The sequence below is a fragment of the Pararhodonellum marinum genome, assembly GCF_015354735.1.
Classification (GTDB): domain Bacteria; phylum Bacteroidota; class Bacteroidia; order Cytophagales; family Cyclobacteriaceae; genus Pararhodonellum; species Pararhodonellum marinum.
The window spans coordinates 143,907-169,714 of record NZ_JACEFJ010000001.1 but is presented as its reverse complement, the minus strand read 5'-3'; the positions used below and the strand labels follow the sequence as shown (position 1 = coordinate 169,714).

The window sequence follows — 25,808 nt, the reverse complement described above, 5'->3', positions numbered from 1 at the left end:
TATAACGCTAACATATACCTAAAAACCTAACTATGAAAAATCTAAATTCACGAAGAAATTTTTTACAGAAAGGGCTGGTAGCCGGAATTACAGGAGGTGCGCTTTTGAGCACCTTCGGCAACGGGCTACAAGCAGCCGTCGACCGACAAAATCCCTACTCCAATCCCGCCGACCTTAAAATCACCGATGTGAAATGTGGTTTTGTAAGAGGAGCATTGTATGTCAAAATATACACCAACCAGGATGTTTGGGGTTGTGGGGAAGCTGTGGATGCCATTCATGGTACTTACCATTTGGTCATGCGGATGGGAAACCAACTTAGAGGTCAGAATCCACTAAACCCCAATCGATTGGCTGAGCAGATTCGGAAAGGAGCATTTTTTGGAGGTGCTCAATCAGGAGTATTTGTAGCGGTGCTGACTGCCATTGAAACCGCCCTTTGGGACATCACCGGGAAAGTTTTTGGCGTACCGGTATATCAGTTGTTGGGAGGAAAATTCCGTGATAAAATAAGGGTTTATTGTGACACAGCACTTTATACTTCTCGAAACCCAAGTCCTCAAGATTATGCAGATGCAGCCAAAGGTGCCGTTGGTAGAGGTTACAATGCGGTCAAATTTGATGTGGATGATGGAAGAGATCCCAATAAATATGACCGGTTCAACTGGACGGCAAGTCCAGCAGAAATCGAAAGAATGTACAATGCCATCGCTGCTGTGCGAGAGGCTGTGGGTCCCCATATTGACATCTGCGTGGATATGCATGGAAGATATGATGCCGTCACCGGACTGAAAATGGCTAAAATGTACGAACCGCTCAATCTGATGTGGTTGGAAGAACCCATACCAGCCGACAATCCAGAAGTCTACAAATCGATTACTGAACAGACCACTACCCCAATTTGTGCCGGAGAAAATATTTATTTAGCCTATGGCTTCACCAGATTGCTTTCTGAATCTGCAGTTGATATCATCATGCCTGACATACAAAAAGCGGGTGGTTTGGGTGAAGCGCAAAGGATAGCCAATCTAGCCAATTTATACTACGTTCCTTTTTCACCACATATGGTCGCTTCCTTCTTGGGTGCCATGGCAAGCTGTCATGTCTGTGCCTCTGTTCCTAATTTCCAGGTTATGGAATGGCAGATTTATATGGACACGGATGACCTTTGGAAAGACATTGTCACCTACGATGGCCCCAGAACTGAAAACAGTTTTATCACCTTATCAGAAAAGCCTGGAATCGGTGTGGAAATCAATGAAGAAGGCATGCGAAAATATGCTGTAAAAGATGTACCATTCTTTGAATAAATTTTGTAAGTTGATCAATATCCCATAAAATAAATCAAGGATATTTTCTATCTTCCATACAAAATTTCTTTTAAAAAGAAAGTTGGCATTTTCGATCTGAGCCATTTAAGATCGGAATGCCAATTTTCTATATCCAAAAACCCAAGGTATATGAAAAAAGCAATCTTATTGTGCTTCTTGGTAACACTGTTACCAGGCCTGTTTTCGATGGCACAACAAATCAGCCCTAGCCCTGATCAAATTCAAAAGTTGACCGCTCAATGGGATGGCGAACGCTTTCCTGATGGAAGGCCAAAGGTCCCAGAAGCACTCCTCCAAAGGCTTGAAAAGGTTTCAATGGAAGAAGCATGGGGTTATCTCAGAAACAAAGGGTATCACAACCAGTATGAAAATGAGTGGATCATGATTCATGACAACAGGGTGATGACTGGAAGGGCATTGACAGCACAGTACATGCCTTTGAGACAGGATGTCAATGATCTGGTAAAGGACATTGGAAAGCAAGAAGGCAGAGTGCAAGCCGGAGGTACCAATTCCTGGCCCATAGATGCTTTGCAGGAGGGTGATATTTATGTAGCTGACGGTTATGGCAAAATAGTAGATGGTACACTGATCGGGGACAATTTAGGCAATGCCATCTATGCCAAATCAAAGAAAGGAGTGATCTTCTACGGCTCGGTCAGGGATATGGCTGGGCTAAGTGCTATTGAAGGTTTTAACGGCTGGGTCAAAGGGCATGACCCCTCCTACATCCAACAAATGATGCTCACCACCATCAACTATCCGGTCAGGATCGGACGCGCCATTGTACTCCCTGGAGATGCTGTTTTAGCCAATAAATATGGAGTGATCTTCATTCCTTCCTTCTTATTGGCCGATTTGGTCATCAACGCCGAATTCATTATGTTAAGAGATCAATTCGGAATTCAAAGACTCAAAGAAGGCAAGTATTCCGCAGGTGAGATTGATACCAAGTGGAATGAAACCATCGTCAAGGATTTTTTGGATTGGGTAAATAAAAAAACCGATTTGCCCATGAGTCGCGAGGAGCTAAATCTCTTCTTAAAAGATAGAAATTGGTAAACAGATACCAGAAAAATGTGTAAAACAAAAAGACCCAAAACCATTCACCATGAAAAACACACTCCAGGACATCATCTCCAAAAACAAAGTAAGAGAAGCCCAATATGCTGCTGAAAGGCAAGCTGAAATAGATAGACCTACCACCAAAGCCGACCGTAGGGATTTTTTAAAAAAGACTGCTCTAGGTGGTTTATCACTCACCGCAATGATGGGATTGACGCTTGAGGACACCTTGGCCCAGACGACATCTAAAGTACAAAAGGCTTCTGCTCCTTCCGATCTGAAAATCACCGATCTCCGTTACTGTCTTACAGCGGTCATGGGTGGCACAGCCATCATCAAAATTTACACCAACCAAGGCATATATGGCCTGGGGGAAGTGAGGGATGGCGCTGATCCCAAGTATGCCTTGATGTTGAAAAGTCGAATACTCGGTGAAAACCCATGTAACGTAGAGCGTATTTTTAAAATCATCAAGCAATTTGGCGGTCCTGCAAGGCAGGCGGGTGGAGTTTGTGCGGTAGAAATGGCGCTTTGGGACCTTTGTGGAAAAGCGTACAATGTGCCCGCATGGCAATTGCTGGGAGGCAGATACAGAGATAACGTTCGATTATATGCCGATACCCCGGAAGGAAAAGACCCTGAAGACCAAAAACGCCTGATCAAATACCGAACTGAAACCCAAGGATACAATTGGCTCAAAATGGATGTTTCCATCAATGAAATCAAAGATATCCCGGGAGCCTTGGTCAACAAAGAAATTTTAAAAGGAAGCTCGAGTCAATGGCAAGGAGGCTATATGTCTTATGCCAATACCGCCCATCCATTCACTGGCATACAAATCACGGAAAAAGGTTTGGATGAACTGGCTAAAATTGTCCACAATGTAAGGGAAATGGTGGGTTATGAAATACCCATCTCAACAGATCACTATGGCCATATTGATCTTAACAACTGCATCAGATTGGGAAAAGCCTTGGACAAATACCGGCTTGCCTGGCTGGAGGACATGGTGCCGTGGCAGATGACCCAACAGCACAAGACGATTACCGATGCCTTAGAAACACCTACTACAACCGGAGAAGATATTTATTTGCTTCAAAATTTTAAGGATCTAATCGACAATCATGCGGTGGACATCGTTCACCCTGATTTGGCTTCCTCAGGTGGCTTACTTGAAACAAAAAGAATCGGCGATTATGCAGAGGAAAATGGCATAGCCATGGCCATGCATCAAGCAGGAACACCTGTTTCGTTTATGGCCAATGTCCATTGTGCCGCAGCGACACAGAATTTTCTTTCTTTGGAACACCATTCGGTGGATGTCCCTTGGTGGGAGGATTTGGTGGTTACCACGGATGGAAAGAAAATGATTGACATGGGCTACGCCCCTGTGCCCCTGACCTCACCTGGACTGGGTATCGATCTGAATGAAGAGGTACTCAAGGAACACCTGCATAGGAGAGACGGCAGCTTCTTTGCACCGACTACAGAATGGGATCAAAAAAGCTCCCACGACAGAACTTACAGCTAAATCCCAACGTGGAATACCGGAAACTTGGCCAGCACCAAGTTTCCGGAATCCCTAATTCAAAAAACTCTATGAAAAGCAGCCTATTAATTTTCATCATTTTGACCTTTTTTGCACCATTGACTGATTTCAATGATACAGAAAAAGAAGAGGTCGCTAAGGCGGTAAATGAATTCACCCAGGCAGTGGTCAATGCGGATGAAGCAAAATTCAATGCATTGTTGTCTGAGGATCTGGTATTTGGGCATTCCAATGGAAGTGTTCAGGATAAAAAAGCCTTTATTCAGGAGATTGTAAGCTTAAAGCCTTTTGACTATCAAAGTGTGGAAGTCCATGAACAAGAAATCCAGATTTCAGGAAAAGTCGGGGTGGTGCGTCACATTTATGCCGCCAAGGCCAAAAACCAATCCAATCAAACAGTAGACATCAGAATTGGTGTCATGATGGTTTGGGTCAAAAATAAATCCAAATGGCAGTTGCTTTCCAGGCAGGCATACAAACTATAAATAACCCTTAGCCATTTAAATTTCAAACCTCATTATCCCCAGTCTTTTGAAACAAGTTTCCTATAAATTTTTGCTGTTATCTGCGATTCCGGTTTTAGTTTTAGCCGTGTTGTTTTATTTCATAGATCTCGTACACCTTGTCGGCCCTTCATTGATCCTGTTCTTTATCTTATTGGGAATAGGATTCAGGGGATTCGACAAGCTTAAGGGTTTTACCTACACCATGATGATTTTTGGAGTGGTGGTAGCTGCCATGTTTTATCCCGGTCCATTTCAGGAAATAGGAGGTTTTAAATTAAGTGGGTTAATTGTGCCTTTGTTGCAGATTATCATGTTTGGCATGGGCACCTCTATGAGCCTAAGGGATTTCGGTGGGGTCATTAAAATGCCAAAAGGCGTGTTGATTGGGGTGCTTTGCCAATTTACCATCATGCCCATCATAGGTTACACCCTCGCCAAATTAAGTGGGTTCCCACCTGAGATAGCCGCTGGTCTGATTTTGATCGGCTCCTCCCCCAGTGGAATGGCTTCCAATGTAATGAGCTTTCTGGCTAATGCAAATTTGGCCCTCTCCATCACCATCACCGCGGTTACCACCATGCTGGCGCCATTTATTACGCCCGTCCTGATGGGATTGCTGGCTGGGGAATTCGTGGAAGTGAATGTATGGGGTATGGTTTTGGACATCATCAAAATTGTCATTGTTCCTATCGGTGCCGGTTTACTTTTTAACAGATTTTTGGGCGGAAAAGCCAAGTGGCTGGATGATGCCATGCCTCTGGTATCCATGATTGGAATTGCTGTCATCATCGCGATTATAACTGCCGCTGGAAGGGATAACCTCTTGACAATTGGCCCGATATTGATTGTATTGGTAATCTTTCACAACCTCAGTGGATACACTTTGGGATATTGGGCTGGGAAACTGTTTAGAATGGATGAAAGGGATTGCCGAACCATCGCCTTTGAGGTGGGCATGCAAAATGCTGGGCTGGCTTCAGGATTGGCCAAAGAAATGGGGAAAATAGCTACTGTAGGATTGGCCGCTGCGGTATTTGGACCGTTTATGAACATCACAGGATCTATATTGGCTTCTTATTGGCATCGCAAACCACCCAAAGATGAAGAAATTGAGAAATAACAATTGTAACACTAGTTATAATCTGTCTGCAGGATCTTGGTGTATTTTCTTAAAAATGTTTCCAACCCTGGGCTTTTAATTCCACCGCTGTACCGCTTTTGGTTACCAGAAATTTTCCCTCCTCTGCTTTGGTGACATGTCCAATAAAATGGACATCAGGATGCTTTTCCAGTTTAGGATAATCTTTTGGTGCTATGGTAAAAAGCAATTCATAGTCCTCCCCCCCATTCAATACACAGGTAATCGGATCCAGGCCAAGTTCCAATGCCGTATCATAGGTTTCCTTATCAATCGGCAATTTATCCTCATAAATAGTCACTCCCACCTCAGATGCTTTACAGAGGTGAAAAAGTTCCGAAGCAAGCCCATCTGAAATGTCTATCATGCTCGTGGGAACAAGGCCAATTTCCTTGAACTCATGAATGATATCCATCCGTGCATCGGGTTTTAGTTGTCGTCGGGTGACGTATGGATATTTATCCAATTGCGGTTTCATGTTCGGATTGGCCAGATAAACCTGTTTTTCTCTTTCTAAAATCTGTAAACCAACCAAAGCAGCACCTAAATCTCCTGTCGCACAAATGATGTCGTTTACTTTGGCGCCAGATCTGTAGGCTAAAGTTTCTTTTTGACCTTCCCCGATCGCCGTGATGGAAATCACCAAGCCTGAACGTGAAGCGGTCGTATCACCACCGATAAGATCAACCCCATAATGCTCACAGGCTACAGAAACCCCTGCATAAAGGGCATCTACGGCCTCAACAGAAAACCGATTGGATAAGGCAAGGCTTACAGTGATTTGTTTAGGAATCGCATTCATCGCCGCTACATCTGATACATTGACAGCTACCGCTTTGAAACCCAAGTGATGTAAAGGGGCATATGCGAGGTCAAAATGCACCCCCTCCAACAGCATATCTGTGGTAACCACCTTTACATGGTCTCCAGCTGCCAATACAGCTGCATCATCACCTATTCCCAATAAGGTACTGGACTGTTTGACATTAACCCCTCTTTTTAGATGTTCGATCAATCCAAACTCTCCCAAATCACTGATTTCGGTTCTCTTTTCTGCCATATTTTTGTAGTCGTTTTTAAATAAGGTGCAAGGGCACCTTCAATCTTTATCCTGACACAGCTCTACCAAAACGCCATTGGTGGATCTTGGATGCAAAAATACAACTAATTTATGATCTGCCCCTTCCTTGGGAATTTCATTTAGGATTTCAAAACCATTTGCTTTTAACCTTTCCACTTCGGATCTAATATCTTCCACATCAAAGGCGATATGATGAATTCCTTCTCCCCTTCTCTCCATAAACTTAGCTATTGGACTATTTTCACTTGAAGCTTCCAACAGTTCAATTTTGGTTTCTCCAACTTGAAAAAAGGAAGTCAAAACACCCTCAGAACCAACTTCCTCTTCTTTGTAGGAAGCTTTTCCCAACAATCTTTCAAAAAGTGCATTGGATTGTTTTAGGTTTTTGACCGCAATCCCTAAGTGTTCAATTTTTCTCATGCCAGAATTTTGTATATTTGTATGTGAATCATTTCGAAGGTAAGCATGTTTTGCCTTTACTTAAAACAGGAAATATAAATTATCCCGAAAATATGATAATAGTATCAGATAAAGCAAAGGAACGAATTTTGGAATTGCGTCAGGAAGAAGGCAGGACCGAAAGAGAAAACATCCGCGTTTCTGTCAAAGGCGGAGGATGCTCAGGATTGATGTATGAATTGGGTTTTGATGCCAATACAATCGACAGCGATCATGTTTTTGAAGACAAAGGTGTTAAGATCATTGTTGACCGAAAAAGCCTTTTGTACTTAGCTGGAACAACACTTGAATTTTCAGATGGATTGAACGGCAAAGGTTTTCAGTTTGTCAATCCCAATGCCTCACGAACTTGTGGATGCGGAGAGAGTTTTTCAGTCTAATCAGGCAATTCTTCCATTGACAACTTACTTCTAGCTGCACTGATTTAGTTATCAGTGCATTTTTTTTTTGAAATCGGACACCGTAAAAAAAATATACAACATTATTCCATAAACAAAGTACCGTATTTAATAAATTTTTGAGTTATTCAAATAATCATAAATCGAATCCTATTGTCTTGTTTTTAAACTATTAATTCAAATTTATTTTCTGTTTGACTTTTTATTTTTTCAAATTAACAGTAATTTAAAATCTTCAAAAAACCTACCTATTTCATTTAATTACCATTTTAAAATCAAAAACGCTTATGATGAAAAATTTACTAGGTGCAATTTTGCTTGTATTTATGTTCAGCAATTTATCCATTGCACAAACTCAGACCGTTACAGGTACGGTGATATCGGCCGAAGACAATATGCCTCTGCCAGGTGTCAATGTAAGGGTGCAAGGTTCTACTACAGGAGCTATCACAGATTTGGATGGTCAATACTCCATTCAAGCCGCTCCGGATCAAACTTTGATTTTCTCTTTTGTTGGCTTCAATACTCAAGAAGCTTTAGTAGGAAACAGAACCAGGGTGGACATTACCATGGAACTTGATGCCAAAACGCTCAGTGAAGTGGTGGTTGTAGGATATGGAACTACAAACCGAAGAGACCTTACCGGTTCAGTAGGTAGTGTGAGGGGAGAGGACATTGCCCGCCTGCCCATGGCAAGTATCGACAATGCCCTGCAGGGAAGAGCTGCCGGGGTATTTGTACAGTCCCCATCAGGAACTCCCGGTGCGGGCATCACCATGCAGATCAGAGGAAACACTTCTCTTTCGGCATCGAGTGAACCTCTGTATGTCATTGATGGTATTCCAATTATTTCTGAGGACCTTTCAGGTCTATTTTCAGGTGGTCAGGCGACCAACTCACTTGCAGACATCAACCCTGCTGATATCGAGTCCATTGAGATCTTGAAGGATGCATCAGCAGCAGCTATCTACGGTTCAAGAGGTGCCAATGGTGTGGTCTTGATCACGACAAAAAGAGGGAAAGCCGGAGAGGCAAAAATCGACATCAATGGTTTCTATGGTGTGCAGAATGTTACCAATAAAATAGATATGCACAACTCATCGGAATTTTTAAGACTGATGGATGATGCTGCCTTTCAGGACAACAGAGACCTTGGAACCAATTATGGTGAGAATTATGTGACCAATATATGGGGATTTGACCCAGATGATCCCAGTCTTCAAAATACAAGGTGGTATGATGAGATTTTCAAAGAAGCCCCCATACAAAGCTATGATATCTCGGTTTCAGGCGGCAATGATAAAACGCAATATTATTCATCTCTTGCCTATTTTAATCAGGAGGGTGTACAGATCGGAACTGGATTTGAAAGAATCAGTGCCAGACTCAATTTAGATACACGGGTCAATGATTGGTTGAAAGTGGGAACTAACATGTCCTTGAATAGAACCATTCAGGACAGGACCATCAATGACAACTCTTTATACGGGGTCGTAATCAATACATTGGCTGGCGATCCACTGATGCCGGTGAGAGAAGAAGATGGAGCCTATGCAGATCCATTTGATTATTTTGGCTGGTGGATGTTGGACAATCCTGTATTGATTGCTGAAAATTATTACAGATTTACGAGAACCAACCGAGCCCTGGCCACTGTTTATGCAGACATCCAATTGGCTAAAGGACTCAGTTTCAGAAGTACGATGTCGATAGATTACACTGATCTGGAGGACGAATCCTACACTCCAATCATTTCAAGGGAATCCATCAATGGTAATTTCAACGGTCAAGGTACCTATGGCAATACGCAGGATTTTACTTGGCTTGCGGAAAATTATTTGACCTACACCACATCATTCGGGGATGGAAAGCACAATGTAAATGCCGTTTTGGGTAACTCATATCAGGCATCCAACAGAAATTTTGCCTCAATTGTAGCCCAGGGTTTTCCAAGTGATCAGTTTACGAAACTGGCAGTCGCGGCTCAAGTTACTGCCGGATCCACTTCGGGTACCAATTGGGGACTGACTTCATATTTCTTCAGAGGAAATTATTCCTATGCGGATAAATTCCTGTTCACTTTTACAGGCAGGGCAGACGGTTCTTCCAGATTCGGTGACAACTTCCGTTTTGGGTTTTTCCCATCAGGATCGGTAGCTTATCGTTTAAGTGAGGAAGGGTTCATGCAAGACCAATCCTTGATCTCTGATCTTAAAGTCAGGGCCAGCTATGGCGTAACAGGTAATCAGGATGGAATTGGAAACTTCGCCTCCAGGGGATTGTTTGGAGTGGGAGCTTACCGTCAGACGCCATCCTTGGTCCCTACCCAATTGAGCAACAGCAACCTTACTTGGGAAAGTACGGTTCAGAGCAACGTGGGAATTGACTTTGGATTCCTTGGGGACAGAATTACTTTGACCGCCGACTATTTCGTCAAAACAACGGAAGACTTATTGCTCAACAGGTTGATCCCCGGTGTCTCAGGATTCAAATTTGTGACTGAAAATATTGGCCGTGTAGAAAACAGGGGATTGGAACTGGCATTGGGTGGAACCATACTTACAGGTCCTTTAAACTGGACTTCCTCATTCAACATTTCATGGATCAGAAACAAAGTATTGGAACTGGAGGTGGATGATCAGATCTTAAGTGATTCCCACATCTTATCTACAGGACATCCTATCGGCACATTTTTCCTCATAGACCATGAAGGAGTCGACCCACAAACTGGCAATATGAACTGGGTTGATTTGAATGGAGATGGGGCGATCAATTCTGCCGACCGGAGAATTGTAGGGAATGCCCAGCCGGATTATTTCGGAGGATGGGACAACAGATTGAACTACAAAGGTTTTGATCTAAATTTATTTTTTCAGTTTACTGTTGGCAATGACATTTTCAACCATTCCAGAGCATCTTACGAGAATTTGGGATGGAGTAGGATCGGTCCCGGTTTCCCTTTACCTGATGGCAACAACCATACCTTAGCTGACAGAAGATGGAGAGAGCCAGGAGATATCACTGATATTCCAAGGGCTTCTTTGAACAACCTGAACTGGAGGGAATATTCTTCAAGATGGTTGGAAGATGGTTCTTTCCTCCGACTGAAATTGTTGACTCTTGGATATAATTTTCCACAAACCATTGTTTCCAACATTGGAATCAGAAGTTTGAGGGTATTTGTACAAGGCCAGAACCTGTTTACAATCACCAATTATACAGGTTTGGATCCAGAGGTCAGTCAGAATGCAAGAGATCCGAGACTGGCCGGATCAGATTTCGGTACCATGCCGCAACTTAGGAGTTATTCACTTGGATTTAACATCGGCCTTTAAAATCAGCAATCATGAAAAAAATATTCATCTTATTTGTATCATTTCTAACCGTCTCCTCCTGCAATATTCTGGAGCCGGATCCATTGACCTCTTTGGATGCCAATGAGGCGCTCGTGGACGGCGCTTCTGCCAATGCAATTTTGTTGGGGGCTTATTCCAGAATGCAGAACATTTATTACTACGGTCTGGAATATGTCCTTAACAATGATTTGATCGCAGACAATGCAGTATATCAAGGCTTCTTTGACAACCAATTGGAAATAGACCAAAGAGCCGTACCATTCACCAATCTGTTTGTAACCCAGGCTTGGCCCAATATTTACAGGGTCATAAGTATTGCCAATCTTTTGATCAGTGAGGCACCTGGAATTGAGGATCCATTGTTTTCCAATAGAGACCGGGTCATTGGTGAAGCGCATGCCATCAGGGCTTTGGCTTACTTCGATTTGCTTAGGCTATACGGTGAATTTTACGATCCCAGTTCTAGGTTTGGATTGCCTTTGTTCCTCGAGCCAATTGAAAACAATGATTTCAATTTGATTCCCAATTTACCCAGAAGCACTGTGGCTGAGACTTACAATCAGATTCTGAGTGACTTAAATGAGGGAATTTCAAGGTTGGAAGGATTCAATGATCGCGGAAGAGTAAATTTCTGGGCGGCATTGAGCCTAAGGGCGAGAATATCCCTGTATCAGGAAAACTATACTCAAGCATTTCAGGATGCTGATCGGGTGATCAGTGAAGGGCCTTTTTCACTGTTGGACAATGTATTTGATATTTATGAGGCAACAGAACCTACTGCAGAATCCATCTTTGAGGTGGAATACAATGATCAGGACCAAAGCAGTTTCAACACCTACATCATCAGAAGGGATGAATACAATGTAGACACTGATCTTTTGGAGGCCTTCGAAGAAGGTGATGATCGCGCTGAACTTTTCTCTTTCAGCAGAAATGCCAATCGATCTTCCAAATACCCTGACAACACCAATGCAAACAATGCCAAGGTTTTTCGATTGGCAGAACTTTACTTTATCCGTTCTGAAGCTGCTGTATTCAGAGATAACAACCCCAATGCAGGAACTGAAGATTTAAATATGATCAGGTCAAGAGCAGGATTGGGTGATTTGGGTAATTTTGCAAGCATCAATGATTATATCGATGCCTTGTTACAGGAAAGAAGGGTTGAATTGAATTATGAAGGACACAGATTCTATGATTTGGTTCGGTTTGATAAAATCGATGAAGTGTTGGGCATGCCTGATTTCCGGAAGGTGTTTCCTATTCCAAGGGATGAATTACAGGTTTCCGATGGCATATTGGAACAAAACCCAGGTTATGAAGGGATTTGATAGCTAATTATCTTGAAATTTTACAAACTGGGCTATTTCTAAACGGAATAGCCCAGTTTAATTTTAAGCTTAACTTTCAACCAATATAACAACTTAAAAAAGTCTTGTTTTTTTTAATTCTGTGTATTATCAATCTAATAACAACTATTAATCGATTTTTTTTTGATAACCGAATTTTTAAAAATCTCCGTGTTTTTGGAAAATACAGGTTCAAATTTTGGCCATTTTTAAAAATTAATATGCAGAATTTTACCGTTGTTTAAAATTTTAAACAGAATAAAGCCATATTTGCGGACAGGAATTAATTCTGAAGAGTTAATTTTATTTCGAAAAAAGTCCGTTAACAACCTTGTTTAGTTTTAAACACTAAAAATAATTATATAAAAAATTGTTTTTTTTGCCTGAATAAAATCGTTAATTGCCCGCTCTTAACAATAACCCACCGATAATAAAAATTTTCCAATTCAATCAACTAACCAAATAAGCTTATGATGAGAAGTTTACTGGGTGCAATGCTATTGCTCGTAATGTACAGCAATACACTATTTGCCCAAAGTCAATCCGTGTCTGGAACAGTGTTATCTGTCGAAGACAACCTTCCCCTGCCTGGGGTCAATGTTAGGGTAAAAGGAACCAACCGTGGTTCTATCACTGACCTTGATGGTAGATATTCCATATCTGCCACACCTGAGGAAACTTTGGTGTTTTCTTTTGTAGGTTTCCTTAATCAGGAAATCCTTATAGGTAACCGATCCAACATCGATGTTACCCTTCAAGTAGATGCCAAAACCTTGGGCGAGGTAATCGTGGTAGGTTATGGTACCATCACCAAAGGTGACTTGACAGGAAATGTGGCCTCTCTAAAAGGATCTGAAATCCAAAACATGCCTACCCCGAATTTTCAAGAAGCCCTTCAAGGAAGAATGGCTGGGGTATTTGTGGAATCTTCCAGTGGAAAAGTGGGAGAAGGTGTTAAAGTTAGGGTACGGGGTACCACGTCCATTTCAGGTGGAAATGATCCACTATATGTCATTGATGGTATCCCCATCAACGATGGAGATAACAGTGGGTCAGCCTTGGGTTCCAGCAACCCGCTCACTGACATCAATTTCAATGATATTGAGTCTTTTGAAGTATTGAAGGACGCTTCTGCTGCAGCCATTTACGGTTCTCGGGGTGCCAATGGGGTGGTTTTGATCACCACCAAATCAGGTGCCAGTGGAAAAACCAAATTCAATGTTGGCCTCCAAAGAGGTGTCAGCAGCCCTACAAGAAAGAGAGAATTCTTGAACTCAGCGGAATTTGTAGAGCTGATGAGAGAATCGGGGTACAATGTCGACCTTAGGAATGGTTTTGATCCCATCAATAACCCGGGTGATTATGCAGGCTCCGATTTGCAATTCGTGGAAAGCAGATTGGATCGTTATTCTGGATGGTCTGATTGGAGAACATTAGAAACTGATACAGATTGGCAGGACTTGGCTTTCAATCCTGATGCTGGCGTTACCAACTTCAATTTCTCTGCGGCTGGAGGAGATGCCAAAACCAGATTTTTCTTTAGTGCTGCTTATGATAAGCAGGACGGTATCATGATCAGAAATGACTTGGAACGGATTACTACCAGATTAAACTTGGACCACAATGTTTCTGATAGATTTACCATAGGAACTACCTTCAGTTTGGCCAGAACCGAAACCAATAGGCTTTCCGATGACAATCAATTCAACAACCCTATTCAGTTGGTGGCTTTGGCTCCCATTACTCCTGTAAGGGATTTGAATGGACAATTGTATGACCGTCCTACAGCTACCTATTACAATAACTTGATTGATTCAGAAAATGCCCAATGGCAAAACACATCCTTTAGGAACATCAATAGCATTTATGGTGAACTTAAAATCACAAAGGATTTAAGGTTCAGAAGTGAATTTGGTGTGGATATCTTGAATCAAAATGAAGAACAGTTCTTCGGATCAAGAACCAATTTAGGGCTTTCTACCCAAGGTTTTGGTCGATCTTCCTGGGTAAGGATTTTCAATTACAATACCAACAATTACTTTACTTACAGTAAGGTAATTGGTGACCGTCACAACATTGAGGCGGTAGGCGGTATGGCCTTCCAGAAATTTACGAGAAACTTTACCAATGTAGAGGGCCAAGAATTTCCACTTGATGCTTTGAGAACATTGGCTTCGGCTGCAGAAATCACTGGAGGTACTTCCACGCTTACCTTCTCTTCTATATTGTCGTATTTTGCCAGGGTCAATTACAAACTGGACAATAAGTACCTCATGACATTGAGCGGAAGAGTGGATGGTTCTTCAAGGTTTGGGGACAACAACAAATACGGTTTCTTCCCTGCAGCTTCAGTTGGATGGATGGTGTCAGAAGAAGGCTTCCTGAGCGGAAGTTCAACCTTGAGTCTTTTGAAATTGAGGACCTCCTATGGTTTGACAGGTAATGACCGGATTGGTGATTTCGATCACTTAGGACTGTATGGATCCGCTGCCTATGCCCTGATTCCCGGTTTGAGACCAACTCAAATCCCCAATCCGGATTTAGGATGGGAAGTGACCAATCAATTCAATATCGGTGTTGAATTTGGAATATTGAATGACAGAATCACAGGTGAGATTGACTATTATGACAAAAACACTTCTGACCTTTTGTTGAACGTTCCTGTACCATCTACCACTGGATTTGATATTCAAAGACAAAACATTGGTAGGATGCAGAACTATGGATTTGAATTTATCATCAACTCTACCAATGTCATCAAACAAGATTTCTCTTGGACGACTTCTTTGAACTTTGCCCGTAACATCAACAGGGTAAGAGACCTTGGTGGTCAGGAATCAATTCCCCCTTCATCTTCCAGGTTCCTGAATGGAATTTTCTTGGATCAATCCATCGGGGTATTTTACGGTGCGAATTATGCTGGTGTAGATCCTGCTAACGGTGATGCACTTTGGTATGCCAATGCAGAATTGACTGAAACCACCAACAACTTCAACGATGCAGAAAGAATGGTTGTAGGTGATCCCAATCCAAAATTTATAGGAGGCATTACCAATACCTTGACCTTTAAGAACTTCGATTTGAATTTCCTATTTCAAGGTGTTTATGGCAATGACATCTTCGACGGAGGTGGAGGATTCTTTGCGGCCAATGGAGACTGGTTTGATAACTCTACCAGAGATCAGATGGCCAGATGGCAAAATCCTGGTGACATCACAGCCGTCCCCCAGGCCAGATTGGGAGAATGTAATGGTTGCCAAGCTTCTAGCAGATACCTGTCAGACGGCAGTTATTTGAGGCTGAGGACTTTAACTATAGGCTATACCATTCCAACACCAGTATTGGAAAGAATGAAACTTTCTTCAGCCAGAATTTATCTGACTGGCTTGAATTTGTTGACTTTCACCAATTACAGAGGCTGGGATCCGGAAGTAAATGCTGATTACATCGCCAGCAATGTTTTCCAAGGCAATGATTTCTATTCAGCCCCTCAGGCGAAAACCTATTCCATCGGTATAAATGTTGGATTCTAAACTGAAAATCACAATGAAGAAATATATAATTACAGGATTTATAGCACTGACAGCCTTGTTAAGCGGTTGTGGAGACCAACTGTTTCTCACTCCTGCACAGAGCATTGACCAAGATTTGGCCTTGTCAGATGATGCCAATATAAAAAGTGTCTTGATAGGTGGCTACGCTGAACTCCGGACGGCAAGCATGTACGGGGGAAGAATTCACCTTTATTCCGAAATGCTGGGAGCAAATAGGGAAATTCGTTGGGAAGGTACATTCAACCAGCCAAGGGAAATCTTCAATAAGGCCATTTTTGTCAACAATTCCTTTATCACTGCCACTTGGGCTTCAGCTTATCGTGTCATCAACATTACCAACAATGTGTTGGATGCCATAGATGTGGTGGATGAAGCAGATAGAGACAGGGTAAGAGGCGAAGCGTTGTTTTTGAGAGGAACGGCCTATTTTGAGTTGATCAAATTATTTGCGTTGCCTTATACTGCTGGCAATACCAATTCAAATTTGGGTGTACCACTTGTCCTAACCCCTACCCGTGCAGTCAGTGAAGAGAGCTTTGTGGTTAGAAATACGGTAGAGGAAGTATACCAACAACTCATCAGTGACCTTACCACTGCTGAAGGATTGCTACCCAACACCAATGGTTTTTTTGCCAGCAAGTATGTGACGGCTGCTCAATTGTCAAGGGTCTATTTGCAGATGGAAAGATTTGCGGAAGCGAGAGATGCGGCCAATAGAGCCATCGAGATTTCTGCCCCGGCGGGTAAACAGCTGGTGATGTCAGGATTTTTGGATGCCTTCAATACCGAAGCGGATTCCCCGGAAGATCTATTTGCCATTCAGGTAAATACCCAGGATCCGACCAATGAAATGTTTACTTACTATTCTTTACCGGAATTTGGTGCTAGAGGTGGAGATGTTGCGGTTTTGGATGCCCATTTAAACATCTATGAAGCTGACGATGAAAGGTTGGATCAGTTTTTTGAAGGTGCAGGAGAATTGAGAACTGCCAAGTGGAGAGATCAATTCAGAAATGTGAAAGTATTCAGATTAGCTGAAATGTACCTAACTAGAGCCGAGACCAATTTCAGATTGGGAACAGCAATAGGTGCCACACCTGTGGCAGACATTAATAGAATACGGGAAAGGGTGGATCTTCCTGCAAAAAACGCGGTAACGCTGGAAGAGATTATTGCAGAAAGAAAAGCTGAATTGGCTCATGAAGGCCATAGCATTCATGATATCAAAAGGTTGAAAGGAAGCGTTTTGGACAACAACAACAGCAATGTCTATAATTTTGATGATCCCAGAATGGTTTTCCCAATTCCTCAAAGAGAAATGGATGCCAATCCAAACCTGATACAAAACCCAGGTTACGGTGGGTAATTAGAAACAAATCCATAAGCAGAGACCGCCCCGCAAAGGCGGTCTTTTTTTTGGGTCGGTTCGTTATCTTGATTAGCTTTTGTTAACTTTGATTTTAAGAAAACAAACCCAACCAAAAAAATGCTGAAAAAAGTTGCGTTGCATGATGTGCACCTTGCCTTAGGGGCAAAGATGATGGCCTTTGCAGGATATGATATGCCTGTGAGGTACAGTTCAGATCTGGAAGAACACAAAACTGTTCGGGAGCGTGTAGGTATTTTTGACGTTTCCCATATGGGCGAGTTTTTCGTCTCAGGACCCAATGCTTTGGAATTGATTCAAAAAGTCACTTCCAATGATGCTTCCAAATTGGTGGTGGGACAAGCCCAGTATTCCTGTTTCCCCAATGAAACGGGTGGCATCGTAGATGATCTCCTTGTTTACAAAATGGAGGATCAGAAATACATGCTAGTGGTCAATGCGTCCAATATCAGGAAAGATTGGAATTGGATCAATCAACACAATGATTTTGGAGCAACCCTTGAGGATCAGTCGGATGATTATTCCCTTTTTGCCGTACAAGGTCCTAAAGCAACCGACGTACTTCAAAAATTGACCTCAATTGAATTGGATAAAATCAAATTTTACCATTTTGCCGTAGCTGATTTGACAGGGGTTGATGAAGTCATCCTCTCCTGTACAGGTTATACCGGAGCTGGAGGGTTTGAAGTTTATGTAAAAAATGAGCATGCTCGGCAAGTTTGGGATGCGATTTTTGAAGCCGGAAAAGAATTTGATATCAAACCGATTGGCCTAGGAGCAAGAGATACCTTACGTTTGGAAATGGGTTATTGTCTTTATGGCAATGACATCACCGATGAAACCTCCCCTATTGAAGCCGGTTTGGGATGGATCACCAAATTCACCAAGCCTTTCATCAACCATGAGCAACTTTTACAACAAAAAGAAAATGGTGTGGAGAAAAGACTGGTAGGCTTTATCCTTAGAGAAAAAGGCATACCTAGGGCGCATTATACCATCGTAAATATGGAAGGCATACCTATTGGCGAAGTTACCTCGGGTACTATTTCACCCAGTATGGGGATCGGTATAGGTTTAGGCTATGTAAAAAGCGAATATGCCAAACCGGGGACCCATATCGGAATCACCGTAAGAAATAAAAATCTTGAAGCCATCATAGAAAAATTGCCCTTATTGAAGCTATAAAAGTACATTTCCATAATAATCCAATATTTCACTTTAATCGATATTAAGAAGTTCGAAATCAAGCCCTTTGCATGTGCTTTGGGTAGATCTTTTTGAAATAAGTATGAGAAAAATTGAAATCTGTTTAAGTCCTGATTTGATACACCGCTACAGCCTCGAAAATAAAATTGTAGTAGTAGTTGATATTTTCAGGGCCACATCTACCATGGTGACCGCATTGGGCAATGGGGTCAACAGTATTCTGCCAGTTGAAGATTTAGAAACCTGCCGAGCGTTGAAGCAAAAAGGTTATACCATAGCAGGAGAAAGAAACGGCCTACCCGCTGAAGGATTTGAACTGGGCAATTCTCCATTGAGTTACCTGAACGGGGCTTTTCAAGGTCATCAAATCGCCATGACCACCACCAATGGTACCTTGGCTATCGAAAAAAGCAAAAAAGGAGCCTCTGAAGTGTTGATTGGTGCTTTCCTAAACTTACAGACTACTACTGACTTCATTCTTGAACATAAAGAAGATGTGGTAATTTTATGTGCAGGCTGGAAAGGTAAATTTAACTTGGAGGACTCTTTATATGCAGGCGCTTTGGCATCAAAACTCTCCGAGCACTTTGACAGAGACTGTGATGCAGTGATCGGTATGAGCGACTTGTACCTTCAACATAGAAACAACCTGCGGCCCTTCCTCAACCAAGCATCCCATGCCAAGCGTTTGCAAAATCACCACATAGAGGCTGATATCGATTTTTGCCTGGAATTAGACGTTTTTGACGTCTTGGGAAGGTTAAAAAATGATTTGTTGGTCAGATTTTGAAAGGCAAGAATTTCCTCCTTGAAAATCAAAAAATAAAAGCATTTCATTTTACCTTTGCGGGATATGAGAAGAAAAATTGCATTGGTAACCGGTGGATTTACAGGTGAGTCCGTGGTTTCCTTAAAAAGTGCCGCTGTGGTGGAAAAGTTTATCGATCAATCCCGCTATGAGTTATTTAAGGTCATCATCAGCAAGGGAAACTGGCACCATATCAATGGAAAAGGGGACCAAATTCCCGTGGACCTCAATGACTTTTCTATCCTCGTGGATGGACAAAAAATCAGCTTTGACGGTGTATTCAATATTCTCCACGGGTCACCTGGAGAAGATGGCAAGCTAGCTGGATATTTTGATATGATCGGGCTGCCTTACACCACCTGTGATGCATTGACCTCCGCCATTACGATGAATAAAGGATATACCAAAGCGATTGTACAGGAGATTCCTGAATTGCATGTAGCCAAATCCTTGCAGCTTTTTGCCAATACACCTGCAAATCACCAGGAAATTCTTGAAAAGCTGCGCCTTCCCTATTTTGTCAAACCCAACAATGGAGGAAGTAGCATTGGAATGAGCAAAGTAAAAAGTGAACAAGATCTACAAGATGCCTTAGATCAAGCCTTTAGGGAGGACAATCAGGTGTTGGTAGAAGAATTTGTTTCTGGCAGGGAGTTTTCAATAGGCGTTTTTAAATCCAAAGGAAAAATAACGGTGTTGCCTGCTACGGAAATCGTTAGCTCCAAGGAATTTTTTGATTTTGAAGCAAAATATACCCCGGGAGTCACGGAAGAAATTACCCCAGGTAGAATGGATGAGAGAGAAGTAAACCGAGTGAGCAAAATTGCAAAGTCCGTCTATGAAAAACTCAATTGTAAAGGGGCTGTCAGGATGGATTATTTCTTGGAAAAGGATACCGGAAATTTTTATTTTATCGAGATCAATACTGTCCCTGGGCAAACCGAAACCAGCTTGATTTCCCAACAAGTAAAAGCCATTGGAAAGCCAATACAAGAATTCTACACAGAGTTGATTGAAGAAATGTTTTGAATTTTAATTGGTAGCGGTAAAAGAGATAAAAAAAACGGCAATAGCCGTTTTTTTTATCTCTTTTACCTGGGTGGATTGCTAATCCCTAGATCAATATCTGTACATATCTATAATAAATATCTTATTCTACTGGTTTCAAATGATAGCTTGATAAGCAATAGGATAAAAGATGTACATGTATGTACGGAATAATGCCAGTAAAATGGTAATTCAATATTATTCTCGCCACCAAACTGAAATGTCCAGTACATCCCTGTCCGTCTACAGGCGGGCTTGCCCGAATACTCGCGTGCCTGCCCTACGACCAGGCGGGGGACTTCCGACTTCGGACTTCCAACCCGTTTCAAGAAGAATACAGGGTTAGTGGCAAAACGAATAACCAATATGATGTATTTTCAATTATTTTGTTTTCAATAAATCTCTTATTTCAGTCAACAACACTTCTTCATTAGTAGGGGCAGGCGGAGCGGCTGGTGCAGCTTCTTCTTTTCTCTTTAGGTTATTGATACCCTTGATAGCTAAGAAAATAACGAAGGCGATAATGAGAAAATCTACCACCACTTTGATAAAAGCACCATAGTTGATGGAAACTTCGGGTATTTCAGTACCTGAAGCATCCACATAGGCATCCTGAAGTATCATCCTTAAATCTGCAAAATCCATTCCTCCAAGTAACAAACCAATTGGAGGCATGACAATATCAGCCACAAAGGAGGTGACAATTCTTCCAAATGCACCACCTATAATGACTGCTACAGCCAAGTCAACTACATTGCCTTTAACCGCAAATTCTTTAAATTCTTTGATAAAACCCATATATTATTTTGTTAGAAACCATTTCAAAGATATAAAAAAAACAAATAAATAAAATTTTTGGGGATTAATTCTTGGATATTTCTGAAAGAATCTTTCACCATGACGTTTTTACAAAAATCTCCAAATTACAGGATGATCGAATTGTAAAAAACGAACCTGTTGACGCAAAATCCTCTATGCTTTGTCTCACAGAATTCAACTGATTTAGTTTGTTTTAAGGCAAATTAGTTTAGGCCAGCAAAGCATCCCCTCTTATTGGTGAAGTAAAAGTTATCGGTCATCGGTCAATTGCGAAGGGAATTCAAAATGCAGAAAATTTTTTACCAGTATTATCAAACTAGAAAACCATCATTCAAAAATATTACATCATCGGTTCTTCTATAAAGCCCAATTTACTTAATTTGAAAAAGTTTGCACCAACTCCTCCTTATGAAGAATACATTTACCTTTTGTTGTCTATTGCTTTGTTTTCATGGCTTACTTGCACAATCCGAAAAAGAACAAAACCGGGAATACAAGGAGGGATTTATTTCCCTTTTTGTAGACGAACCTCAAGGCAAGATTTTTCTAGAAATCGATCGGCTGGATCAGGAATTTCTTTATGTCAATTCCTTGATCACAGGTGTAGGTTCCAATGACATCGGACTGGATCGGGGTCAACTCGGTAACACCAGGGTGGTGGAATTCAGAAAGGCAGGAAGCAAAATATTGCTTTTCCATAAAAACCTGGATTTTAGAGCAGTTACAGATAATCCCGATGAGGCCAAGTCCGTTCAGGAAGCCTTTGCTGAGTCAGTGCTGTGGGGATTTGACATCCAATCTCAGGATAATGGCAAGTTTTTGATTGAGGCCACTGGCTTTTTTCTTCAAGATGCCCATGATGTTTCGGGTGCCTTAGGAAGAAACAATCAAGGAAGTTACAAGCTAGATGGCAGCAGGTCTGCTTTGTATTTCCCAATGGTCAAGAATTTCCCAAAGAATACCGAGGTAGAAACGATCATCACGCTGACAGGAGATGCCAAGGGAGCTTATTTGAGATCTGTCACGCCAACTCCCCAGGCAGTCACGGTAAGGCAAAGACATTCTTTCATTGAATTGCCGGATGACCAATACAAGCCGAGGCAATTTGACCCAAGAGCGGGGTACTTTGGTATCACCTACATGGATTTCGCCACCCCTATAGACCAGGATATTGTCAAGCGATTTATTTCCCGCCATAGGTTGGAGAAAAAAAACCCTGAACTCATTCTTTCCGAACCTGTGGAACCGATCGTATATTACTTGGACCGCGGTACTCCGGAACCGGTGAGGTCTGCCTTGCTGGAAGGGGGTAATTGGTGGAAAGAAGCTTTCGAATTTGCAGGATTCAAGGATGCTTTTCGGGTAGAATTGCTTCCTGAGGGAGCTGACCCTTTGGATGTGAGATTCAACATGATTCAGTGGGTACACCGCTCTACCAGGGGGTGGTCTTATGGGGCCTCTGTCAGGGATCCCAGAACCGGAGAAATCATCAAAGGCCATGTTTCTTTAGGTTCATTGCGGGTCCGTCAGGACTACCTCATTGCCCAAGGTTTAATTCAGCCTTTTGAAGATGGCAAGCCAGCTGATCCCAGGATGTTGGAATTGGCCCTCGACAGATTGAGACAACTGTCCGCGCATGAAATCGGGCATACCTTAGGGATTTCCCATAGCTACGCCACTTCAGCAGGAGGCAGAACTTCGGTCATGGATTACCCCTATCCATTGATTAAAATGGATCGAAACGGAGAGCTGGATTTATCAGAGGCCTATGACCAAAAAATCGGGGAATGGGACAAATGGGCCATTAAATATGGGTATGCCCAGTTTGATGTGGATGAAAATGAAGCTGAAGCATTGAATAAAATTCTGGAGGACACCTATGCAGAGGGACTCGAATTCATCTCTGATCGGGATGCCCGAAGTACCTCAGGAAGTCATCCCAGGGCCCATTTATGGGACAATGGCGAATTGCCTTACGAAGAATTGGACCGCATGTTGGCCATTAGAAAAGAAAAACTGAAAACTTTTGGCTTAAATGCCATCCCTCAAGGATACCCTGTGGCCAGTTTGGAGGAGGTTTTGGTGCCCCTGTATCTCATGCACCGCTACCAAGTGGAAGCCACCTCCAAACTCATCGGCGGTGTGGACTACCGCTATCAGGTCAAGGGGGATAATCAGACCCCAATGTCTCCGGTACCCGCCGAGCAACAGATGGCAGCCCTTTCCCTGCTGATGAAAACCATAGCACCGGATCAATTGGAAATCCCCGCACATGTCCTTGCGCTCATCCCGCCAAAACCATTTGGTTTTAACAGGACGAGAGAAAGTTTTTCAAGCCAAAACGGACTCAATTTTGACCCCGTTGCTGCCGCCGAGAACATCATTGACCTCACCTTATCCCTTATTCTGGAACCCAGCAGGGCCAACAGGCTCTATCAGCAAAACTTAGCGGATGCCACTCTGCCCTCTTTTCAAAGAGTCCTTGAAGCACTCAATAACGGCATCATCAACAGCGATTGGGAAGAAGGTTACAGAGAGGCCTATAAATTGACTTCTGAGCGGATTTATGTGGAAAAACTGATTTCCCTCGCTAAGGATCAAAGTGCAGGCGGTACGGTAAGGGCAACGGCAAGGGGACAATTGAATAGGATGTTGAATGGTTTTCAGCCAATTGACAAAAACGTGAAAAAAGGTATTGAACAGGACATTGTAAAGGAAGACCACAGGGATTTCCTAAGTGGAAAAATTACTTCCTTTTTGAGACTTCCAGAAGAAATCCAACCCAACACACCTCAGCGGGTACCGGACGGGGCTCCTATTGGGAATTCAGATCTGATGTATTGTAACCATCTGGAACCCTAAAAACGAAGTAGCATGTAACCCTTGGGGACGTATTTGCTCAAGGTAGTCAACATGGACAAAGCCAGGGTAGCATTTTCATCAATATCGGTGGTTTGCATGTCCCTTGCCAAAAGGGATTGGCCACAGACATAAACCTCTGCACCAGCCTTCCTCAATTCATGGTAAACGGGGAGATTTGGATTAGGTACTCCAAAAAGTTCTGTGTATTTTCTGTCATTGAGAATAGAAAAAATAGCCTTCCCATGAATGGCTATTTTCACCTGAATGTTTTCACTAGGCACCCCCGCCAATCCATGTAAATTCATCATCCTCGCGATATTGTCCACCATGGCATTGATTGCTTTTGGATCCTCTTCACCACTCACCAAATCTATGATGATCTTATAGTTTTCTGAAGGATCAGGCATTTCTTCAGCCTCCGGAATTTCATAGATTCCTCCATAATTCTGCACAATTGGAAAATGGGCAATTTGCGCAGCGGATTCATGGAAAACTCCCATAATCAGAAAGAGAATGACAAACAAAATTTTTCCGGTGTAGAAGTGGTGATAGTGTTTCATGTTCTGGATTAGTTTTCATTTTCATTTGATATGCCCAACAATATCTGATATTTATCTGGAAAAACTGTTTTGGAAAATCCATTATGTGAAATGTACCCAGGCATTTTATAAACATGAATTGGGAAAAATATACCTCTGCTTGTAAGCAGTTATTGAATGCATAAGCCAAAAAAAAAGCCCCAAGGAAACCTTGGAGCTTTGTGCGCACGAGAAGACTCGAACTTCCATGCCCGGAGGGCACCACCCCCTCAAGATGGCGTGTCTACCAGTTTCACCACGTGCGCAGGCTGTGGGAATGCAAAAGTAGAAAGTAATTTTGTGCGATGCAAATCGGTTTTGAATTCAAGCCAAAAATTCAGGGCTTTAAGTCTTTTTCCATTAAAATCCGATAATTCTCTATTTTATCCCGTTTGAAGAGTTCTTTAATCATAAAGCCTCTATTCAGTCCAAAATGAATCATTTTGGTCAAATAATTTCTAGTCTTAAACTGGACTTTTTTGTAACCCTGCAAATACGCCCAGGTTTCCTGTTCATTGGCCAGCAAGGTGGCTATGCCCTTTCTTCTATGGGTAGCCAACACCCCTCCCATCCATGAATAAAATATCTCCTGATCGTCTTTTTGATAGCCAACCTTAAACCCCACTGCCACACCTTCAATTTCTGCTATCAAAATCAGGTGCGGCTTGCCCCTGAGGCGTTCTTCATAAATCTTTTCGGAATAGGGTTGGAAAAACTCAGGTACCTGTTGGCTTAAGGAGACGGCCTCCTCAATACTACCTTTTCTTATGGTGATTTTATCACTCATCAGAAGAATTTAAAGATCTATTTCCATTTTGATATCACAGCGGGCGTAAACCCCACACTCCGGAACCATTTCCCTAAAACCCAGTTTTCGGTAAAGATTTAAAGCCTTCTCCAATTTGGTGCTACTGTAAAGAATTACTTTTTTACCACCCATTTGCCGGGCTATATCCAGAATAGCCTCACCCAAAAACAAGCCTACTTTTTTCCCCTGCGCTTCGGGCTTGACACCCATTTTGACCATTTCAAAGACACCATCACCTTGTGGGGTAATCCCTACCGTACCCAGAATATTGTCACCTTCTTTGGCGAAAATAATTGCACCTCCTTTGTCAAGGATATGTTCTTGGGGATTTTCCAATTGTCGGATGTCAAAAGGCTCCAATTCAAAATATTTTTCCACCCATTCCTTGTTGATGGCTTCAAAGTACGGTTGGAGATCCGATGTATAAGTAACTAGGGTAAGTGCTTTCATATTTTGCCAGAAACAATTTCCGAATGAAAGTAAAAAGAATTTGGCAAAATGTGAAGC

At 42.3% G+C, this 25,808-nt stretch carries 20 protein-coding genes and 1 tRNA gene; 14 read left to right on the top strand and 7 right to left on the bottom strand.

Features of this window, described 5'->3' with window-relative positions; all coding sequences use genetic code 11:
• Positions 1-32: 32 nt before the first annotated feature.
• From H1A14_RS00715 to H1A14_RS00695, 5 genes are all read left to right on the top strand, one after another.
• The gene (locus tag H1A14_RS00715) at positions 33-1,310 is read left to right on the top strand and encodes a mandelate racemase/muconate lactonizing enzyme family protein (protein ID WP_194774284.1); all 1,278 of its coding nucleotides are present in this window, start codon (positions 33-35) and stop codon (positions 1,308-1,310) included.
• Between the two features lie 150 nt (positions 1,311-1,460).
• Positions 1,461-2,393 (top strand): RraA family protein, encoded by a 933-nt coding sequence (locus tag H1A14_RS00710; protein ID WP_194774283.1) that lies wholly within the window; start codon positions 1,461-1,463, stop codon positions 2,391-2,393.
• Between the two features lie 49 nt (positions 2,394-2,442).
• Positions 2,443-3,927: a mandelate racemase/muconate lactonizing enzyme family protein gene (locus H1A14_RS00705; protein WP_194774282.1), complete on the top strand. Its 1,485-nt coding sequence runs from the start codon at positions 2,443-2,445 to the stop codon at positions 3,925-3,927.
• Positions 3,928-3,995: 68 nt separating this feature from the next.
• Complete coding sequence (locus H1A14_RS00700; protein ID WP_194774281.1) at positions 3,996-4,430, top strand: nuclear transport factor 2 family protein; 435 nt, start codon at positions 3,996-3,998, stop codon at positions 4,428-4,430.
• A gap of 106 nt (positions 4,431-4,536) precedes the next feature.
• The gene (locus H1A14_RS00695) at positions 4,537-5,571 is read left to right on the top strand and encodes a bile acid:sodium symporter family protein (protein WP_394355321.1); all 1,035 of its coding nucleotides are present in this window, start codon (positions 4,537-4,539) and stop codon (positions 5,569-5,571) included.
• Positions 5,572-5,620: 49 nt separating this feature from the next.
• Here H1A14_RS00695 and thiL read toward each other — a convergent pair whose 3' ends face one another.
• Together thiL and mce are read right to left on the bottom strand one after the other, a co-directional pair.
• On the bottom strand, positions 5,621-6,649 hold the full coding sequence (gene thiL, locus H1A14_RS00690; protein ID WP_194774279.1) for a thiamine-phosphate kinase: 1,029 nt from the start codon (positions 6,647-6,649) through the stop codon (positions 5,621-5,623).
• Positions 6,650-6,688: 39 nt separating this feature from the next.
• Complete coding sequence (gene mce / locus H1A14_RS00685; protein ID WP_194774278.1) at positions 6,689-7,090, bottom strand: methylmalonyl-CoA epimerase; 402 nt, start codon at positions 7,088-7,090, stop codon at positions 6,689-6,691.
• A 92-nt stretch (positions 7,091-7,182) separates the two neighbouring features.
• Here mce and H1A14_RS00680 point away from each other — a divergent pair, with 92 nt between their 5' ends.
• From H1A14_RS00680 to H1A14_RS00645, 8 genes are all read left to right on the top strand, one after another.
• The gene (locus H1A14_RS00680) at positions 7,183-7,509 is read left to right on the top strand and encodes a HesB/IscA family protein (protein WP_194774277.1); all 327 of its coding nucleotides are present in this window, start codon (positions 7,183-7,185) and stop codon (positions 7,507-7,509) included.
• Between the two features lie 305 nt (positions 7,510-7,814).
• Positions 7,815-10,862 carry a SusC/RagA family TonB-linked outer membrane protein gene (locus tag H1A14_RS00675; protein ID WP_194774276.1) on the top strand — a complete coding sequence of 1,016 codons (3,048 nt, stop codon included), beginning with the start codon at positions 7,815-7,817 and terminating at the stop codon, positions 10,860-10,862.
• Positions 10,863-10,873: 11 nt separating this feature from the next.
• On the top strand, positions 10,874-12,214 hold the full coding sequence (locus tag H1A14_RS00670) for a RagB/SusD family nutrient uptake outer membrane protein (protein ID WP_194774275.1): 1,341 nt from the start codon (positions 10,874-10,876) through the stop codon (positions 12,212-12,214).
• 488 nt (positions 12,215-12,702) lie between these two features.
• Positions 12,703-15,765: a SusC/RagA family TonB-linked outer membrane protein gene (locus tag H1A14_RS00665; RefSeq protein WP_228527481.1), complete on the top strand. Its 3,063-nt coding sequence runs from the start codon at positions 12,703-12,705 to the stop codon at positions 15,763-15,765.
• Positions 15,766-15,778: 13 nt separating this feature from the next.
• Complete coding sequence (locus H1A14_RS00660) at positions 15,779-17,152, top strand: RagB/SusD family nutrient uptake outer membrane protein (protein WP_194774274.1); 1,374 nt, start codon at positions 15,779-15,781, stop codon at positions 17,150-17,152.
• 120 nt (positions 17,153-17,272) lie between these two features.
• Positions 17,273-18,358, top strand: a complete 1,086-nt coding sequence (gene gcvT, locus H1A14_RS00655) for a glycine cleavage system aminomethyltransferase GcvT (protein ID WP_194774273.1) — start codon at positions 17,273-17,275, stop codon at positions 18,356-18,358.
• Between the two features lie 103 nt (positions 18,359-18,461).
• Positions 18,462-19,169: a 2-phosphosulfolactate phosphatase gene (locus H1A14_RS00650; RefSeq protein ID WP_194774272.1), complete on the top strand. Its 708-nt coding sequence runs from the start codon at positions 18,462-18,464 to the stop codon at positions 19,167-19,169.
• A 63-nt stretch (positions 19,170-19,232) separates the two neighbouring features.
• Complete coding sequence (locus H1A14_RS00645; protein WP_194774271.1) at positions 19,233-20,216, top strand: D-alanine--D-alanine ligase; 984 nt, start codon at positions 19,233-19,235, stop codon at positions 20,214-20,216.
• A 399-nt stretch (positions 20,217-20,615) separates the two neighbouring features.
• Here H1A14_RS00645 and mscL read toward each other — a convergent pair whose 3' ends face one another.
• Complete coding sequence (mscL, locus tag H1A14_RS00640; RefSeq protein ID WP_194774270.1) at positions 20,616-21,032, bottom strand: large-conductance mechanosensitive channel protein MscL; 417 nt, start codon at positions 21,030-21,032, stop codon at positions 20,616-20,618.
• Between the two features lie 429 nt (positions 21,033-21,461).
• Here mscL and H1A14_RS00635 point away from each other — a divergent pair, with 429 nt between their 5' ends.
• A complete protein-coding gene (locus tag H1A14_RS00635) occupies positions 21,462-23,915 on the top strand; it encodes a zinc-dependent metalloprotease (RefSeq protein ID WP_194774269.1) in 2,454 nt (817 codons plus the stop codon).
• Here H1A14_RS00635 and H1A14_RS00630 read toward each other — a convergent pair.
• The 4 genes from H1A14_RS00630 to H1A14_RS00615 all read right to left on the bottom strand — a co-directional run bounded on the left by H1A14_RS00630 (position 23,912) and on the right by H1A14_RS00615 (position 25,751).
• Positions 23,912-24,475 carry a DsrE family protein gene (locus H1A14_RS00630; protein WP_228527480.1) on the bottom strand — a complete coding sequence of 188 codons (564 nt, stop codon included), beginning with the start codon at positions 24,473-24,475 and terminating at the stop codon, positions 23,912-23,914. The genes H1A14_RS00635 and H1A14_RS00630 overlap by 4 nt on opposite strands.
• 201 nt (positions 24,476-24,676) lie before the next feature.
• A tRNA-Leu gene (locus H1A14_RS00625) sits at positions 24,677-24,759 on the bottom strand.
• A 71-nt stretch (positions 24,760-24,830) separates the two neighbouring features.
• Positions 24,831-25,280, bottom strand: coding sequence for a GNAT family N-acetyltransferase (locus H1A14_RS00620; RefSeq protein WP_194774268.1), 450 nt, complete (start codon positions 25,278-25,280; stop codon positions 24,831-24,833).
• Positions 25,281-25,289: 9 nt separating this feature from the next.
• Positions 25,290-25,751 (bottom strand): GNAT family N-acetyltransferase, encoded by a 462-nt coding sequence (locus tag H1A14_RS00615; RefSeq protein WP_194774267.1) that lies wholly within the window; start codon positions 25,749-25,751, stop codon positions 25,290-25,292.
• Between the last annotated feature and the right edge of the window lie 57 nt (positions 25,752-25,808).